Annotated in this window: 18 protein-coding genes; 3 read left to right on the plus strand and 15 right to left on the minus strand. The window is 50.2% G+C overall.

Annotated elements, in window-relative coordinates:
- Positions 1–22: 22 nt before the first annotated feature.
- The 6 genes from K7P76_RS17390 to K7P76_RS17415 all read right to left on the minus strand — a co-directional run bounded on the left by K7P76_RS17390 (position 23) and on the right by K7P76_RS17415 (position 6,897).
- Positions 23–967: a nucleoside hydrolase gene (locus K7P76_RS17390; protein WP_232186588.1), complete on the minus strand. Its 945-nt coding sequence runs from the start codon at positions 965–967 to the stop codon at positions 23–25.
- 14 nt (positions 968–981) lie between these two features.
- Positions 982–1,932, minus strand: coding sequence for an ABC transporter permease (locus K7P76_RS17395; RefSeq protein ID WP_232186589.1), 951 nt, complete (start codon positions 1,930–1,932; stop codon positions 982–984).
- Complete coding sequence (locus K7P76_RS17400; RefSeq protein WP_232186590.1) at positions 1,925–2,950, minus strand: ABC transporter permease; 1,026 nt, start codon at positions 2,948–2,950, stop codon at positions 1,925–1,927. The genes K7P76_RS17395 and K7P76_RS17400 overlap by 8 nt, the downstream gene beginning before the upstream one ends.
- Before the next feature lie 16 nt (positions 2,951–2,966).
- Positions 2,967–4,520 carry an ABC transporter ATP-binding protein gene (locus tag K7P76_RS17405; protein WP_232186591.1) on the minus strand — a complete coding sequence of 518 codons (1,554 nt, stop codon included), beginning with the start codon at positions 4,518–4,520 and terminating at the stop codon, positions 2,967–2,969.
- A 123-nt stretch (positions 4,521–4,643) separates the two neighbouring features.
- Positions 4,644–5,783: a BMP family ABC transporter substrate-binding protein gene (locus K7P76_RS17410; RefSeq protein ID WP_232186592.1), complete on the minus strand. Its 1,140-nt coding sequence runs from the start codon at positions 5,781–5,783 to the stop codon at positions 4,644–4,646.
- A gap of 88 nt (positions 5,784–5,871) precedes the next feature.
- Positions 5,872–6,897 (minus strand): LacI family DNA-binding transcriptional regulator, encoded by a 1,026-nt coding sequence (locus K7P76_RS17415; RefSeq protein ID WP_232186593.1) that lies wholly within the window; start codon positions 6,895–6,897, stop codon positions 5,872–5,874.
- Positions 6,898–7,281: 384 nt separating this feature from the next.
- On the opposite strand from K7P76_RS17415, the gene K7P76_RS17420 reads away from it, so the two are divergent.
- Together K7P76_RS17420 and K7P76_RS17425 are read left to right on the plus strand one after the other, a co-directional pair.
- The gene (locus K7P76_RS17420; protein WP_232186594.1) at positions 7,282–7,530 is read left to right on the plus strand and encodes a hypothetical protein; all 249 of its coding nucleotides are present in this window, start codon (positions 7,282–7,284) and stop codon (positions 7,528–7,530) included.
- Positions 7,517–7,897: a type II toxin-antitoxin system VapC family toxin gene (locus K7P76_RS17425; RefSeq protein ID WP_232186595.1), complete on the plus strand. Its 381-nt coding sequence runs from the start codon at positions 7,517–7,519 to the stop codon at positions 7,895–7,897. The genes K7P76_RS17420 and K7P76_RS17425 overlap by 14 nt, the downstream gene beginning before the upstream one ends.
- A 75-nt stretch (positions 7,898–7,972) precedes the next feature.
- Here the strand turns inward: K7P76_RS17425 and groL are convergent, their stop codons facing one another.
- The 9 genes from groL to K7P76_RS17470 form a co-directional block, all read right to left on the minus strand.
- Positions 7,973–9,601, minus strand: a complete 1,629-nt coding sequence (gene groL / locus K7P76_RS17430) for a chaperonin GroEL (RefSeq protein WP_232186596.1) — start codon at positions 9,599–9,601, stop codon at positions 7,973–7,975.
- Between the two features lie 80 nt (positions 9,602–9,681).
- Positions 9,682–9,966, minus strand: coding sequence for a co-chaperone GroES (gene groES / locus K7P76_RS17435; protein WP_130605926.1), 285 nt, complete (start codon positions 9,964–9,966; stop codon positions 9,682–9,684).
- Between the two features lie 235 nt (positions 9,967–10,201).
- Positions 10,202–11,473 (minus strand): methyl-accepting chemotaxis protein, encoded by a 1,272-nt coding sequence (locus K7P76_RS17440; RefSeq protein WP_232186597.1) that lies wholly within the window; start codon positions 11,471–11,473, stop codon positions 10,202–10,204.
- A 183-nt stretch (positions 11,474–11,656) separates the two neighbouring features.
- Positions 11,657–12,442, minus strand: a complete 786-nt coding sequence (gene tatC / locus K7P76_RS17445; protein WP_232186598.1) for a twin-arginine translocase subunit TatC — start codon at positions 12,440–12,442, stop codon at positions 11,657–11,659.
- A 96-nt stretch (positions 12,443–12,538) separates the two neighbouring features.
- Positions 12,539–12,769 carry a twin-arginine translocase TatA/TatE family subunit gene (gene tatA, locus K7P76_RS17450; RefSeq protein WP_232186599.1) on the minus strand — a complete coding sequence of 77 codons (231 nt, stop codon included), beginning with the start codon at positions 12,767–12,769 and terminating at the stop codon, positions 12,539–12,541.
- Positions 12,770–12,818: 49 nt separating this feature from the next.
- A complete protein-coding gene (locus tag K7P76_RS17455; protein ID WP_232186600.1) occupies positions 12,819–13,871 on the minus strand; it encodes a molybdopterin-binding protein in 1,053 nt (350 codons plus the stop codon).
- Positions 13,868–14,362 (minus strand): MogA/MoaB family molybdenum cofactor biosynthesis protein, encoded by a 495-nt coding sequence (locus tag K7P76_RS17460; protein WP_232186601.1) that lies wholly within the window; start codon positions 14,360–14,362, stop codon positions 13,868–13,870. Before K7P76_RS17460 ends, K7P76_RS17455 begins: the two co-directional genes overlap by 4 nt.
- Before the next feature lie 47 nt (positions 14,363–14,409).
- Entirely contained in the window at positions 14,410–14,913 is a 504-nt protein-coding gene (gene moaC / locus K7P76_RS17465; RefSeq protein ID WP_232186602.1) for a cyclic pyranopterin monophosphate synthase MoaC, read from the minus strand.
- Positions 14,914–14,922: 9 nt separating this feature from the next.
- Positions 14,923–15,612 (minus strand): 5-formyltetrahydrofolate cyclo-ligase, encoded by a 690-nt coding sequence (locus K7P76_RS17470; protein WP_232186603.1) that lies wholly within the window; start codon positions 15,610–15,612, stop codon positions 14,923–14,925.
- 96 nt (positions 15,613–15,708) lie between these two features.
- Between K7P76_RS17470 and K7P76_RS17475 the strand changes: the two genes are divergently transcribed.
- On the plus strand, positions 15,709–17,625 hold the full coding sequence (locus K7P76_RS17475) for an ABC-F family ATP-binding cassette domain-containing protein (protein ID WP_232186604.1): 1,917 nt from the start codon (positions 15,709–15,711) through the stop codon (positions 17,623–17,625).
- Positions 17,626–17,650: the final 25 nt, after the last annotated feature.

Consider the following 17,650-nt stretch of genomic DNA (forward strand, 5'->3'; position numbering starts at 1 on the left):
CGTTCCTTTCAAAAAGAAGATATTAGTTCGTCGCGGCGAGCCTTCGGTCCAGAACGTCCAATGCTTCCGTAATCATCCGGATAAAAGCATCCCGGTCCACATCGAGCAGCACTCGGACATTGGCCTCTTGCGTCGGTTTTTTCCGGCGATCGGCGACAGTCATGCCACGGGTTAAATCCCCTTTCGTCTCGACCTCGACATGGTACGCTTCGGAACGGAATATTTCAGGCTTCAACAGCCATGCCACCGCGCAAGGATCATGAAGGGCGCTTCCATCATAGCCTAGCACTTTCGAATAGATCGAGTAGAAATCTAGCAGTTCTCCGACAAGGACGGATGCTTTGCCGCGCCGTTTAAGCTCCTCGATTTCCACAGCATGGATCTGTGCCCGGTTGGTGACGTCCAAACCGCTCATTACGATAGGAATTCCCGACTGGTATACGATTTGTGCCGCCTCGGGATCGACGTAGATGTTGAATTCGGCTGTTGCGGTTACGTTGCCCTCTCCAATTCCGCCGCCCATCAAAGAGATGCAATCGATCTTGTCTTTTACCTCAGGATATGCGGTCAAGAGCAATGCAATGTTAGTGAGCGGCGCCAACGGAACGAGCGTCACCTTGCCCTCGGCGTTGCGGATCAGGTTCAGCATAAATTCCACGGCATGGACATCAAGCGGCTTATAGCGGGAAGACGGAAGAATCGGACCGTCCATCCCCGTTTCCCCGTGCGCCTCCTCGCCTGTGACTAGCTTGCCTAATAAAGGTCCGGCAGCGCCTTTCGCAAGCGGAATAGGTGCGTCAACGTAGCTGAGCAGCTTTAATGCGTTGTCGGTAATTTTGTCCAGCACCTGATTTCCGCCAACCGTAGTCATACCCAATATTTTCAGCTCGTCCGGATGGGCAAGGGCCAATAAAATGGCGATGGCATCGTCATGCCCCGGATCGCAGTCGATAATAATTTGTCTCACGGTATCTCCTCGTTTCATTTCGCAGAAGGTTGCGACTTGGACTTGAGTTTCTTATTGTTTTTGCGCCGAGTCTCGTTGATCGCATAGACCACGAGTCCGACCAACGTGGCGATATACGGAACGGTTCCAATAAGCTCAGCCGGTATTTTCAACACCTGCAACGCATTGGACAAGGCGTCAGCGGCTCCGAACAACAAAGATGTCAGGCTAGTTCCGAGCGTAGTTCCTCTTCCCATCGCTTCCGCGGCTAACGCAATCCATCCTCTGCCGGCGGTCATGTCCCGGCTGAACATCGAGAGATATCCCATGGACATGTAGGCGCCGCCCAGCCCTGCGAAAAAACCGCTCAGCAGCAGCGCGATGTATTGCGTCTTCATAACGCTTACCCCTACGGACTGAGCCGCATGCGGGTTCTCGCCCACCGATCTGATCCGAAGGCCAAGCGGCGTCTTGTTCAACAAATAGTAAACCACGAAGACAGCAAGGATCGCCGCGTAAGTCAGCACATGATGTCCGGACAAGATCGGTCCGAGAACGGGAATATCCTTAATTAACGGAATGTCGATCGAGGGAAGCACTTTACTTGGCAGCGAAGTGGACGAGCCTTTGTCTCCGCTAAGCAAATAAAGAATGAACACCGTTCCGCCCGAAGCGAAAAGGTTAATGGCGATACCTCCGAGAATGATGTGCGTCTTGAATTGCAGCGTGAAAAAGGCAAGTATACCGGCGATGAGAGTACCCCCCATCGCGGCGGCCAGCAATCCGACCCAAGCGCTGTGGGTATAGGCGCTTACGACGACTCCGGTTAACGCGGATACGAGCATGATGCCTTCCAATCCGATGTTGATAATACCCGCGCGGTTGGAGATGAGAGCGCCGAGAGCGGCAAACAAAATAGGGGTCATGACACGAAGAACGGAAAAAGCGAAATCCGTCGTCAGTATGACATCCAGCAAGCTATGCATCTTTGGCCGCCTCCCTTAACAGCATCCTGTTCTTGAAAAATTTCAAAAATTGTTCGGCCGAGATCAGCAAAATAATGACGGCTTGAATGATCGCGATCATCTCGGAAGGCACATCGGACATTCTAGCCATCTGGTCTGCGCCGATCCGAATGTAGGCTAGGAAGAAAGCGCCGCCGATGACGGCGAACGGTTTATTCTTGGCAAGCATCGCCACGAGCGCCCCGTCGAAACCGTAACCCGGCAATGCCGTCCACTGAAATCGATTATACATCCCCAGCACTTCGATGGAACCGCCCATACCCGCGATGAATCCTGCGATCAGATGGACGAGAATGATAACCTTGGCCGTCTTAATGCCCGAGTACTCGGCGAAATTCCGATTGATGCCGGTCATTCTAAGCTCGTAACCCCACTTCGTCTTGTATAAGAAGAAGTGTACGGCCACGATGCACACTAGCACTACAATCAAACCGGTATGAATACGGGTTCCGGGTACGAGCTTGTCCAGTATGGCGGTCGGTTGAAATTTGTAGGACACGGTCGCGAACGCCTTGGCATCTCTTAATTTATAATTAAGGAGGTACAGTCCGACACCGAAAAGAATGCTATTGAACATGAGCGAGGTTACGAGCTCGCTTGCGTTCCATTTGGCCTTCAGAATGCCTGGAATGGCAGAGAGCAGCGCACCGACCAGTCCGCCCGCGAGGACGGCAACGGCTGGATGAAGCCAGTTTCCCAGTTGCGCGTGAATGGCGATCGAAGCGGCCACAACGCCGCTGAAATAGAAGATCCCTTCCGCTCCCAGATTAAATAAATTGGCTTTGAACAATAAGGAAAGCGCCAGTCCCGAGAACATGAGCGGTATTGCCATTTCAATCACGTTGCCGATATGGGCTTTGGAGGACACCGGCTCGAACATAAAAATCTGAATCGTATGCCAGGGTTGGCTGCTGACTAGCGAAATGATAAGAAACGCAACGATCAGAGCGATCAGAATGACGGCTGATGTTCGGAACATTTCGAAATATTTTGACTTAAAGATGAGAAGCCCTCCTTACCTCTTCCTCGGACTGTTTCTGCAACCCCAGCATATAAAGTCCAAGTTCTTCTTCCGACACTTCCGAAGGACGATCGATATAGGCTACGACCTCTCCTCCGTACATGACCAACAGTGTGTCGCTCAGCTCCATGATTTCGTTCAAATCAGCCGAGACCAGCACGATGGCGCAGCCTTCCTGCCGCATTTCGATCAACTTCTGATGGATAAACTGCGCGGCTCCGATATCAACGCCACGAGTCGGTTGTTCCGCGATGAGCAGCTTCGGATTCGTCGAACATTCCCTGGCCACGACGACCTTCTGCATGTTGCCTCCGGACAGCATCCCGATTTCCTGGGCTGGCCCCGAGCATTTAACCTTGTAATCGGAAATCAAATCATCGACCAGCTTCCTGATCTTTCGCCCGTCCATAAAGCCTCTTTTGTTCCATTCCTTGCTTCTATATCGAGTCGAAATCAGGTTGTCCGAAATGCTTGCCTCTTTGGCGGCTCCTTGGCGCATCCGGTCTTCCGGAATATAGGAAACGCCCATCTTCCGGATTTCCCGAATATTGTTCGCGGCAATATCTTTACCGCTGATGAGGACCATTCCGCTTGAAGCAGGCAAACTTCCCGTTAACACTTCGACCAATTGGGCTTGTCCGTTGCCTTCCACTCCCGCAATGCCGACGATTTCCCCGGCTCTTACCGAAAATTGAACGCGGGATAATACCTGCTTACCCTGCTCATCCCCGCTAGAGACATTTTTAACTTGAAGAATGGGTTCCCCGTAAGGTTTCATGTCTTTCTCATATTTCAAGACGACGTCCCGCCCGACCATCAGCCGGGAAATTTCTTTTTCCGTTACCGAATTTGTATCGAACACGCCCTCGGTTCTGCCGCTGCGCATGATCGTAATCCGGTCGCAAATCTCCTTGACTTCCTTAAGCTTGTGAGAAATGAAGACAATCGTGTGTCCTTCGGCCCTCAGTCCCTTCAGCTCGCGGAACAGCTCTTCCGTTTCCTGCGGAGTCAATACGGCAGTCGGCTCGTCCAGGATGAGAATTTTGGCACCGCGAATAAGCGCTTTCAGGATCTCCACCTTTTGTTTCATGCCGACCGATAAGTGCTCTACTTTGGCATGCGGATCTACGGTTAGATTATATTTCCGGGATAGCTCGAGCGTCATCCGGGCTGCTTCGTCGTAATGGATGCCCAAACCTTTCTTCGGCTCCATCCCCAGCACCATATTTTCCGCAACCGTAAAGGAAGGAACCAGCATAAAGTGTTGATGAACCATGCCGATGCCCCTGTCGATTGCATCCTGAGGGGAGTGCAGCTTCACTGTCTCTCCGCGTACGATGATCTCGCCTTCGCTCGGCTCTTCCATTCCGAACATCATTTTCATAAGGGTCGACTTGCCTGCCCCGTTCTCGCCTACGACGGCATGGATCTCTCCCTCGCGCAGAGCAAAGTTCACGTTTCTGTTCGCGAGAACGCCGTTCGGGTATACCTTAGTAATGTTGCGCATTTCCAGCAATTCATGCTGCATAGCAAATATCCCCTTGTCCTTTGGAATATTCGATTCGAATTAAAGGGTGAAGATAAAGATAGGAAGTCCCCCTCGCGGAGGAATTCCCATCTAGATAACAAAACCGTTGGATTGTGATGTTGATTAAGGTTTAACCGAGTTGCGGAGCTTGTCCACTTCGGAAGTTTCCATACCCATTGCATTATCGACTTTAATTTCTTTGTTTACGAGTTTTTGCTTAACTTCGTCTACTTTGGCTCTCAGTTCGTCAGACAGAAGAGATTTGTAGATCTCGTTGTCCGCAATACCGACGCCGTCTTCATTGAAGCCCATGACTTGACGTTTACCCATCTCGAGCGTGCCGTCCTGAATTTTCTGTACCGAGTTATAAATCGCTTGGTCGATTTTCTTGATTGCGGAAGTGATGATCAGGTTCGCTTTTTCGCTGTCCGTATCCTTGAGCAGCATCGCTTGGTCGGAGTCTACGCCGATCGCGTATTTTTTCTTTTCTTTCGCCGCATCGAACACGCCGAGGCCTGTACCGCCTGCTACGTTAAAGATGACGTCCGCGCCAGAATTATATTGAATCAGAGAGAGTTCTTTGCCTTTCGCCGGGTTAGCGAAGTCGCCTGCATAGGAAATGGCAACCTTGATATCCGGATCCACGTATTTGGCGCCTTCAATATAACCTACGAGGAAAGCATTGATTCCCGGGATATCCATGCCGCCAAGGAAACCGATTACTTTGTCCGGGTTCGTGTTAGGCAAGCCGGACGATGTCGCCAAAGCCGCTACAGCGCCGGAAAGGAAAGAAACTTCGTTCGTGGCGTATGTCATTGCATAGACATTGGAAGCTGTCTCTTCGACATCGGTGTCGTAGTTAATGAATTTCTTTTCCGGATGCGCTTCCGCGGTTGCGTTAAACACTTCGGAAATTTCCGAGCCGCCGGAGATCACGATATCCCAGTCCTGCGAAGCGATATCCGTGTATGTCGGCTCCCATTTGGTCTTGTCGGTGCCCATCTCGATAACTTTCGTCGTAGCGCCCAATTTTTCTTTTACCAATTGCAAGCCTCGGTTCGCCGCATCGAAGAACGATTTGTCGCCCAACGTACCCGGAATAAGGAGAACCACTTTTAATCCTTTAGCCCCGGAAGGTTCAGAAGCGGATGGACTTTCGCTACCGCTTGCGCTTGCACTCGGAGCATTGTTATTGTTCGTGTTGCCGCATGCCGATAGAACAAAGGTGAATAGGAGAATAATAACCAGTGTCATTTTTTTCATGTTCGTACCCCTTCTCTAGTTGAGTGTTTGAAGTTCATGGTACTGTCAGAAGCTAGTGTGCCAATTTCAATGCGGTTGCTGCGCTCGCTTATCCACCTCCTGATCGTAATATGGCTCTAGTGGAATCGCGGATTGTAAGTTCCGGCATTAATGTGATCGGACTTGGAAGCTTGCCGCTCTTCTTGAGATGACCGACTAGCATTTCCGCTGCTTTGGCACCGATCTCATAGCTTGGCTGTCGAACCGTCGTTAACTCTGGGCTCACCATCGATGAGAACGGAATATCATCGAATCCGACGACGCTGACCTGCTCTGGAATCCGGATGCCGCATTTCTGCAGTTCCTTAATAGCTTCGATAGCGATCAAGTCATTCGCGCAGAAGAGGGCCGTGAACGATACCGAATCCCGCATCAGACTCCGAACGACCTCAGCAGTCCACTTCCCTTTGAAATCGCCCGCAAACCAGCGATCTTCCCGGAATTTCAATCCGTTGTCCTCCAACGCCTTACGGTAACCTTCTAATCGGTCCATCGATGTTTGGTTGTTGACCGGACCCGAGAAAAGTACGATCTCCTCGTGTCCCAGTCCGACCAAATAGTGAACCGCATCGTATGCGCCTTTGATGTTGTCGATTTTTACATGACCCTTAATCCCTTGAATGGCCGCTTCACGGTCCATGGTGATGATAGGCAATCGAATGTTAATCTCGGACTCGATCTTCTCTTCCCGGGTTGCGGCGGGAGCCAGCAGGATACCGTCGACCATCTTTTCTACCAGCATGTTAATGTAAGTAACTTCCTTCTGCATATTATCATCCGAATTACAGAAAATTACGCTGTAGCCATGCTCGTTGGCGACATCCTCCGCTCCTCGCGCCAATTCGGTGAAGAAGGGGTTGCGAACGTCGGGAATAACAAGACCGATCGTTTTCGTTTTCTTCGTGATCATGCTTTGGGCAATTTTGTTCGGCGTGTAATTATGCTCGCGAATGATTTGATTCACTCTTTCACGGGTCGCCTGGCTGATTTCTTTGTCCTTGCTGTTAATGATCTTGGACACGGTTGTCATCGATACATTCGCCATTCTGGCGATGTCTTTGATCGTAATCGACACCGATATTCTCCTCGCTTCGGGGCATAATGGATTGCGCTCGCTTAACTGGCGTAATCCGTGCGATGACGGAAAGTAAGCGTTTTAGGGAAACGTTTTAGTAAATCGTTTTCGTGAATGAATTCATCTTACAACATCCCATTTATAATCGTCAATAGTCGACATTAATCGACATACATTTGCTGTATTAAACATCGCTTAAAACGCAAAAGACTCTCCCGCAGGAGAGCCTTCGTGTGTTGTTGCTATATTACATCATGCCGCCCATTTGTCCCATGCTTCAAGACCAGTTTTACGTAAGGATTTTCAGACTGGATGTAACTGTAAGATTAGTAATTGTGAGTTACGCCTGATTAAGCTATACTTTAAAGAAGGATGGTGATACGCATGAATTTTATCAGAAAAATAACCAACAGTGATGCTCTAAAGCATATCGTCGATCTCCCTGAAAACCTTCGGAATCAGGATGTTGAATTAATCATATTACCTATCGGAGACCCATCTCCATTCAAACAGGCAATACCCGCTTCTCCCACCGCTAAAGGCGCATTGAAACAGTACGCCAACTTGGATTTAATCCAATATGAACAAGATGCTTGGGAAAAGGGTGTGCAAGAAAAACATGAACATCGTTGATGCAAATTTAATTTTGCGGTACTTGCTTCAAGATGCTATTCATTTCCTAGAACAAGCCCGAGATAAAATTGAAGACCACAACATTTTTATTCCCAATGAAGTCATCGCCGAAGTCGTCTATGTGTTGGAAAAGGTATATAAAGTTGAAAGAGTCCATATATTTGATTCCTTACAGAACCTACTCTCCTATGGAAACATAACAACGCATGACAGAAGTATCCTGGTTGAAGCTTTAAAAGTCTACAGTGAAATCAAAATCGATTTTGTCGATTCGCTACTCTTTTCATATTCAAAGATTGGTGGACATACCATTTTCACTTTTGATAAGAAGCTTAATCAACTACTTGAAGGACTGCACAACTCTTAATAAAAAAAAGGCTTCTCATTGAGTTCAATTTGGACTCAGTGAGAAGCCTTTTATTTTATTGGGCGCGAGCCCTTATTACATCATGCCGCCCATACCGCCCATATCAGGCATGCCGCCGGCAGGTCCTTTATCTTTCTCAGGTTTGTCAGCAATGACAGCCTCAGTCGTTAAGAAGATAGCCGCTACGGATGCAGCATTCTGCAAGGCAGAGCGAGTCACCTTCACTGGATCGATAATTCCAGCTTCGAACATGTTCACCCATTCGCCGGTTGCAGCGTTATAACCCGTTCCGACTGCTTCCTTCTTCAGACGCTCAACGATAACGGAGCCTTCTTGGCCAGCGTTAGCCGCGATCGTGCGAATCGGCTCTTCAAGAGCGCGAAGAATAATGTTCACGCCTGTTTTCTCGTCGCCTTCCGCTTTAACGGAAGCAACAGCGTTATATACGTTAACGAGTGCAGTACCGCCACCGGAAACGATACCTTCTTCAACCGCAGCGCGAGTCGCGTTCAAAGCATCTTCGATGCGCAGCTTGCGCTCTTTCAGTTCGGTTTCAGTAGCTGCACCGACTTTGATAACCGCAACGCCACCAGCCAACTTCGCCAGACGCTCTTGCAATTTCTCACGGTCGAAATCCGAAGTCGTATCTTCGATTTGAGCTTTGATTTGGTTCACGCGAGCATCGATGTCGGCTTTGTCGCCAGAACCGTCAACGATGATGGTGTTTTCTTTATTTACGCGCACTTGACGTGCAGTACCGAGCTGTTGAACAGTGGTCGATTTCAGTTCAAGACCAAGCTCTTCCGTAATTACTTGACCGCCGGTAAGGGCAGCAATATCTTGCAGCATCGCTTTGCGGCGATCGCCGAAGCCAGGCGCTTTAACGCCGACGCAAGTGAACGTTCCGCGCAGACGGTTAACAACAAGCGTCGACAAAGCTTCGCCTTCGATATCTTCTGCGATGATGAGCAATTGTTTGCCGGATTGAACGACCTTCTCCAGGACAGGCAGAATCTCTTGGATATTGGAAATTTTCTTGTCTGTAATAAGGATTAATGGATTATCGAGATTAGCTTCCATTTTATCCGTATCCGTAATCATATAAGGCGTAATGTAGCCGCGGTCGAATTGCATACCTTCAACGACTTCTAGATCCGTATTGAAACCTTTCGATTCTTCAACGGTAATAACGCCGTCTTTACCGACTTTATCCATAGCATCGGCGATCAGTTGACCTACTTCGTCGTCGGCAGCGGAGATTGCAGCAACTTGCGCAATATCATTACGGCCTTCAACCGGTTTGGAGATCTTCTGAAGCTCTTCTACAGCCGCTCTAACCGCTTTGTCGATTCCTTTACGAACGACCATAGGGTTAGCGCCGGCAGTTACGTTCTTGAGGCCTTCGCGAATCATCGCTTGAGCCAGAACCGTTGCAGTTGTTGTACCGTCACCGGCGATATCGTTCGTTTTCGTTGCTACTTCCTTAACAAGCTGCGCACCCATGTTCTCGAATGCATCTTCCAGCTCGATTTCTTTGGCAATTGTCACGCCATCGTTCGTGATAAGCGGAGAACCGAATTTTTTCTCCAGAACGACGTTACGACCCTTTGGTCCAAGCGTTACTTTTACTACGTTCGCCAATGCGTCTACTCCGCGAAGCATTGCGCGGCGAGCATCTTCGCTGAATTTAATTTCCTTAGCCATTTTTAATTACCCTCCTTAAGATCTATAACTATGTTTTGCCGTCTCCGGACTTGCTGATTATGTCTGTACCGTAGAGCTAATTAGCCTACGATTGCGTGAATATCGCTTTCTTTCATGATCAAATATTCTTTACCCTCATATTTGATTTCCGTACCCGCATATTTAGAGAACAATACACGGTCGCCTTCTTTGACTTCAAGCGCGATCCGTTCACCGTCTTTAGTTAAAGCTCCGCTTCCCACCGCGATAATCGTTCCTTCTTGCGGCTTTTCTTTCGCGTTATCCGGCAATACGATACCGCTGATCGTTTTTTCTTCTTTTGCGTTCGCTTCTACGAGAACGCGGTCACCCAAAGGTTTAATCATGTAAATAGCCTCCTTCTTAAATAGGTGTAAGTTTTTTAACTTAAAGCCATTGTTGCTCTGTTAGCACTCAATTGTGTTAAGTGCTAATAACCATTTTCTATGATACGGTTTTTGCGGAAGGTTTTCAAGTCCTTTACGTTAAAATTCTCCATAAAAAAATGCGAATCCGCATTTACTGCGGATCCGCACCGAACTGGCACGCTTTCCATTGTTCCCTCTGGAGTCATGCCTATTATCAAGTCTTGAAATTGCCGACCAAACCTTTCAAGCGGGAAGCCATCGTGCTCAGCTTCTCTGCCGTGAGCGCCATCTCTTCCGTAGAGGACAATTGCTGCTCTGTCATCGCCGATACTTGCTCGGTGAAAGAAGCCGTCTCTTCCGTTATGCGCGAAATATCTTGAATCGATTTCACTACAGAGGTGCTGCCGGCTGACATTTGCTCTACGGAAGCAGCAACATCAACGATATTAGAACTAAGCGATCCGACTTTGCTTACGATGTCGCGGAAAGTTTCTTCCGCGTTCTGCATGCCGGAAACGGCCGAGAATACTTGACCCGCGCTCTGTTCGAACATTGTGGCCACCTGGCCGATATCCCTGGACATCGTACCGATCGTATCCCCGATTTGCACTGCGGATTGCTGCGTTTGATCGGCCAACTTCCGGATTTCTCCGGCAACGACCGCAAATCCGCGGCCATGTTCGCCCGCGCGAGCAGCTTCAATCGCGGCGTTAAGGGCGAGCAGGTTCGTCTGGTTAGCAACTTCCGATATGTACCCGATAACTTCCCTTACTTGCTCTGACTTATGGTTGAGGCCCCTGACAACTTCCTGCAGGGAACGGAATGCCTTCTCTACTTGTGCGATCTCTCCCGATGTCGATTGCAGCAATTCGGAGCCTGCCTCCGCGCGGCTAACCGTTGATAACGCCGCATCGGAAACTGCCGTTGTCGTGGCGGCTACTTGATTCAAGCCGTCCAGCGTCTCTTGCATCGTAGCGGATATCTCTTGCGACTGCGCGACTTGCGTCTCCGAGCCTGCGGCCACCTTCTCTACCGCTTTGGACACTTCGCTGCTTACCCGTGCATTCTCGTCTGCGCCTTGTTTAAGCTGGATTGCTGACGCCGCCAGCTCCGCCGTACTGTCGCGAAGCTCTTTCATCATCTTCTGCAAGCCGTCCAGCATCTGGTTGGCCGCGTTGGCAAGATCGCCCATCTCATCGGTAGAACGGATATGTATGCGTCTTGTTAAATCTCCACCCGAGGATGCAATGTTACGAAGCGTTGCCGTTACTCCGCCGATAGATTCGGTAAGGTTGCGCGCAAGCCACATCGAACCGAAACCGGCTGCTCCCGCCAATGCGACGAAAATAATGATAACTTCAATGAACATTGCCTTATGGTCCGCAAGATCCATCCCCGTAATCATTAGCACTAAAGCCAAAACCAGTAATACAATCATCCCTCCGTAGCCAATCATAATTTTGCGACCTAAAGTCAAATCACGCATGCACTTGTCCCTCCCGGATTCTAACAGCCGATGTAAGCCCTTTCTTGAAACAAGTGTATCATAATTTCGTCTTTTGGACTATCGAAATTTGGTACTTTTTGCTTCTTTCTGCATGATATTGACTGTCGGACTTTAGTCCTGGGAAGAGACGGCATTTTTAACTACCCCGCCTGTCTGATTTCCTTAATCTTCTTTCTCTTCTAACTCACGCTCTTTATTTTCCCGAGCTCTCATCCGTTTGCCGTACGCCATTCTTGACAAAAGCACGCTTAGTTCATAGAGCAGGACGAGCGGCACGGCTACCAATAAATCCGAGACAACGTCCGGCGGCGTAACCGTAACTCCTATGATAATGAGGATAAACCACGCCAGCCTGCGCATTTTTTGAAGGATGCGAGGGTTAAGTATGCCGATTTGACTTAAAAATAAAATAATCAACGGAAGCTCGAACAACAACGAAATCGGTAACAGGATATTAAACAAAAACGAGAAATACTGAGTCACTCCGTAGGTTTGTTCCAACCCTAGGTTATGGGTAACTTTCTCTGTGAATAAAAAAGCCATTGGAAAGACGACAAAGTATGAAAAGGCAAGCCCTATCAGGAACATGATTAAAGCCCAAGGTACAAATTGCAACGTAGCTCTTTGTTCCTTTTTCCCGAGCGCGGGTTTAACGAAAGCCCACAGTTGGAACATCGTAAACGGGATGGCGACTATAAAGGAAATCAGAATCGCGAACTTCATGTACAGCCCGATTGCGTCCCAAGGGGAAAACGCATGGAGATCCAAATTCTTTACGGGTGCGGCAGCCACTAAAAAATCGAACACGGGCTGCGCGCCGAATAATCCCCCGACTAACCCGAGAACAAATACAATTAAAGAATAGATGATCCGCTTGCGCAGCTCACCAATATGCTCCATGATCGGCATCCAATCCTCTTCCTGCCGGGAGCCGGGAATTTCCTTCATCGTTAATCGCCTCCATGCAACAACAGGGCTGTCCCCTTCGCAAATGATTCATCTGCGATGAGGGACAGCCCCTTTTTGTCATCATTGCTCATCCCGTTATTCCGGGAGACGTCGTTCCGCCTTCGGTTGTGCGTTCTCTTCCGGAGAAACGTCCACGCGGCTCGCCGGACGATCCTTGGAATCATCCATCAGATCGTTAGCGCCTTTCTTGAACTCGCGAAGCGTGCGGCCAAAAGCTCTTCCCAGCTCGGGGAGCTTATTCGGACCAAACAGCAGCAGCGCGATAAGTACGAGCAAAATAATTCCCGATGCACCAATACCGGACATAAGATTAACCTCCGTTCCTTTTCCTAGCCTGCTTAACCTTGGGAATCCTCTAGCAGCGATACAATCCGCCGTAGCCCATTCCGACGATATCTTCCTTCACAACGGTATCTCCAGCCAATACTCTCGGCAACAAAACATCAAAAGACGTATAAGGATCATGCATGACGCAGCCCGGCAAACCGAATATAGGCACGCCTCGCAAATATCCGAACAACAGCATCGAGCCCGGCAGCATCGGCGTTCCATAACTCACGATATCGGTTCCCGCCTCGGCAATGGCACCTGGAGTTCGGTCGTCAGGATCTACGGACATTCCGCCTGTTACGAGTATCATATCATACCCTTGTTCAAGGAAATAGTGAATATCCTTGACAATTGTATGTCGATCATCAGGGACGAACTTTTGTTCCGCTACCTCCGAGCCAAGGGCTTCAAGCTTAGCCCGAACCGCAGGACCGAACTTGTCGGTAATCCGACCCGAGAACACTTCGCTCCCCGTCGTCAGCAGACCAATTTTCATTGAACGGAAGGGACGAACGCTGACGGGAGACGATCCATATTTCTTCCGGTAATCGCCAGCTATTCTTTCAACGTCTTGAACCTTCAGTTCCGGGACAATGAGCGGAATAGCCCTTGTCGCCGCCAAGCCATCGCCGGGATGAACGACGCGATGATTCGTTATCGAAGCAAGGGCGATTTCGCCAAGCCGGTTAATCTCATCCACGACTTCGCGGGCGATGCAGGCTAACCCCGTGATCTCGGATTTAATGGAAACTTTGCCTTCATGCGGCTCGCCATAAGCCGTGTTGTCCCCGCCTAAGGCTACCGCCATCCGGAGCGCGGCTTCGTCTTCGTGAAGATCGGTGTCCGCAAGCTCGATGACGTACAAATTCTCTTTGCCGATATCCTTCAGCTTGGGAATATCGTCGCTTACGACGACATGGCCTTTGCGAAACAATCTGCCTTTGAACTGGCCGGGAACGATCTGCGTGAGATCATGGGCCAGCACCATTCCGACGGCTTCCTCCACTTTAACTTCCCTGAGCACGGAGGAGCTTATGACAGTCGTCCCCTGCCGCGGGGACATTCCGGAGTCCGTCATCCTAGCGTCTCCCTCCGCAAGCCTTTCACCTGATCGAGCGCTTCCGGCAGCATGTCCATAACCGCCATTAAATGCTCATGGACGCCCTTAGGGTCGCCCGGCAAGTTCAAAATCAAAGTCCGGCCGCGAATCGCGCAAATGCCGCGGAACAGCATCCCCTTGCGCGAACGCTGAATAACGGTTGCCCGCATAGCTTCCGCGATTCCCGGAACGATCCGTTCAGCGATCATAAGCGTCGCTTCAGGCGTAACATCCCTAAACCCAAGTCCCGTGCCTCCGGTCGTCAATACGAGATCGGCTTGAAAATAATCGGCCATTTCGATAAGAGCGGCACGAATTTCGTCTTGATCGTCCGGCACGATACGATAATCTACGATGTCTCCAACCAGTTCTTCCTCAATTAATTCCCGTATAACCTGCGCGCTCGTATCTTCGCGTTCGCCGCGCGATCCTTTATCGCTTGCCGTCAATAAGGCGACTTTCCAACGCATGCCTCATCCCTCCGCTCCCATGGGTACGAACTCTATCTTAATCTCGCTTACTCGGTTTGTTCAACCGCCAAAGCATAATCGCCGCTTTTGCCGCCTGTCTTGATTAACAGCCTAATCGGACCGATAACCATATCCTTCTGCAGCGCCTTGCACATATCATAAACGGTTAATGCAGCCGCGGAAACAGCGGTCAACGCTTCCATTTCCACGCCTGTTTTGCCAGTCGTTTTCACCTCGGCTGTAATGCGCAGCGTGTCTGCTCCATTATCCGCGAATTGCAGGTTTACGCCGGTCAGCGGGAGCGGATGACACATCGGAATCCAGTCCGAAGTCCTTTTGGCCGCTTGGATACCCGCGATTTGCGCGACGGCGAGCACATCCCCTTTGCCAACGGATCGCTCCCGGATACGTCTGAGCGTCTCGGGTGCCATGGTAACCTCGCCTTCGGCGACCGCTACCCTTGCGGTTATCGTTTTATCGGTGACATCTACCATCTTTGCACGGCCTTGTTCGTTGAAATGCGTTAACCCGTCCTCCGCGTTATCCATCATCTTCCCCCCTCAATTAAACCAAATGACCTTTTCATCCGTTGCCAAACCGCTTAACCTGAGATCATGCGGCTCGCTCGGCAGCGGGTCCCTGACAACTTGGCTTGCGAACGCAAATCCAATCCAAAGCGTTGTTTCGGAATGGTTCGTTCCTTGTTCACCCGCATACAGACGATCATAGTAACCGCCGCCGTAACCCAATCTTCCGCCTATTTCGTTAAAAGCAATGCCCGGCACAAGCACCGCATCAAGCGGCTGCATTCCGTTCCTGATTGAAGTATGCAGCGGATCGGGCTCCGGAACTCCCCATTTCCCGGGAATCCAGTTAGACAATGCTTCGACCTTCCTTAACTCCATTCCTTCTCCGCCTGGCAAAATTCGCGGAGCAAATATTTGATCGCCCATTTTCCAGCACTTATTTATAAGAGGCAGCGCCGATGCTTCCGAGCGGAAAGGTCCATAAGCGCAAATGTTCAGAGGCCTTTCAAGCCGCTTCCTGAGGACGCTTATCACTTCAAGCTCGAGCAAAACGCATAGCTGCAAGGACCGCTGTTCCCGCTCATCCGGGGACATGGCATCCCTGACGGCCGTCATGCGGCGGCGCCACTCGCCTTTGTCCGATGTCCTCTGTTCCTCATCCATAAAAGACATGCCTACCTCCAAAATTCCGTGAAAATCTACTTTCATTTTAGCATTTTTCACCTATTTCCGCCAAAGGCCGGAGGCTTGGACATTTCTCGTGTTTTTACGGTACACTTGGTTGGTAAGGATTAAACGAACTATTCGGAGGGATTCCTCTTGCTTTTACAAGCATCCGGCATTACGAAACATTATGGCGTTACCCCCGTATTGGACGGGATATCGATTCAAATCAACGAACGCGATCGCATCGGTTTGGTCGGCGTCAACGGGGCAGGCAAATCCACGTTCTTGCGCATACTGGCCGGAGAACTGACCGCCGACACCGGCTCGGTGTCCAAGCCGAGAGAGCTCAAAGTGGGGTATTTAGCTCAGAACGGCGGCCTTCAAGGACATCGTACTCTTATGGAAGAAATGAATTCGGCGTTCGGCCCGTTGTTGGAGCAAGAGCGGGCATTGCAAACGATGGAAGAGCGAATTGCCGATCCCGAAGAGCTCGCTAACTCGGAGCGCTACGAAGCCTTATTGGCGCAGTATGCGGACTCGAGCGATAAGTTTCGGGAAAATGGCGGATTCGAAATGAAAAACCGTATTCGCAGCATCCTGCATGGAATGGGTTTCGGCGATTTCTCGCCGGATACCGAAGTTTCCTCGCTCAGCGGGGGGCAGAGGACGCGGCTTGCGCTTGCTAGACTGCTGCTTGTCCAGCCAGAGTTATTGTTGCTCGATGAGCCTACCAACCATCTGGACATCGATACGCTGACTTGGTTAGAGCAATATTTGCGTTCATATGCCGGAGCGATGGTCATCGTCTCCCATGACCGCTATTTCCTTGACGCAACCGTGACGGCTGTCGTTGAAATCGAGCGCCATGAAGCTATTCGTTATACAGGCAACTACAGCCGTTTTATGGATTTGAAAGCCGCAGCCTTCGCCCAGCAGCTTAAACTGTATGAACAGCAGCGCAAAGAGATTTCGCGCATGGAAGATTTCGTTCAGCGCAACATCGTTCGCGCCTCCACGACCCGCCGTGCCCAGAGCAGGCGTAACGCGCTGGAGAGAATTGAACGGTTAGAGAAGCCGAACAGTTTGCGTCAGGCGAGCTTCTCGTTCTCAACGGAGCGCAGAAGCGGCAAGGAAGTACTTAGGGCCATTAATTGTTCCGCCGCTCCTAAAGAAGAGATGGCGCCTTTGTTTCGGAATGTATCCTTCGAGGTGAAAAGAGGGGAACGACTTGCCCTCCTTGGACCGAATGGCGTAGGTAAAACGACTTTGCTAAGGGCGCTGATCGATAAATTGCCGCTTCGTACCGGCGTTATTGAATGGGGCGTAGGAGTGTCGATTGGTTACTACGATCAAGAGCAGCGCGAGCTGAATCCCTCCAACACGGTGTTAGAGGAAGTGTGGAGCGCTTTTGTTATGCTTCCCGAAGCGGAGATTCGCACGGTTCTTGGCAATTTTCTATTCAGCGGCGACGACGTTCGCAAGAAAGTCAGCGCGCTTAGCGGCGGCGAAAAGGCGCGAGTAGCATTATCGAAGCTCATGTTGCGCAAAGCCAACGTGCTCCTGCTGGATGAGCCGACGAATCATCTCGACCTAATGAGCCGGGAAGTGCTGGAAGCCGCATTGGACGAATATGACGGTACTTTGATCTTCGTTTCCCATGATCGTTACTTCCTGAATCGGATTGCCGACCGGATTGTCGAATTAGCACCGGACGGGGCTGAGCATTTCCTGGGAAATTATGACGAAATGGTCGCCAAAAAACAAGAAATGAAAGAATGGCAATCGTCATTAAACGCCGTTAACTCTCAAGTTTCGCAACCTGTTGTGAGCGACTACGAGGCGGATAAGCAGGCTAAACGGGAAGAACGAGCTCGCCAGCGAAAACGGGAGCAAGCCGAAGCCGATATTGCCAGGTTAGAGGGTGAGCTAGCCGAGCTCGAGCTTGCGATGGCCTCTCCCGAGATGGTCACGGATTATATGAAGCTGCGGGATAAACAAGCCGAAGCGGAAAAAACGCGTACGGCATTGGATGCCGCTTATCAGAGTTGGGAAGCTTTGATGGAAGAGTAAATTCTGCTCGTACTCTCCGTTAACG

Origin of the sequence: Cohnella silvisoli (genome assembly GCF_021190915.1) — a bacterium.
GTDB lineage: Bacteria > Bacillota > Bacilli > Paenibacillales > Paenibacillaceae > Cohnella > Cohnella silvisoli.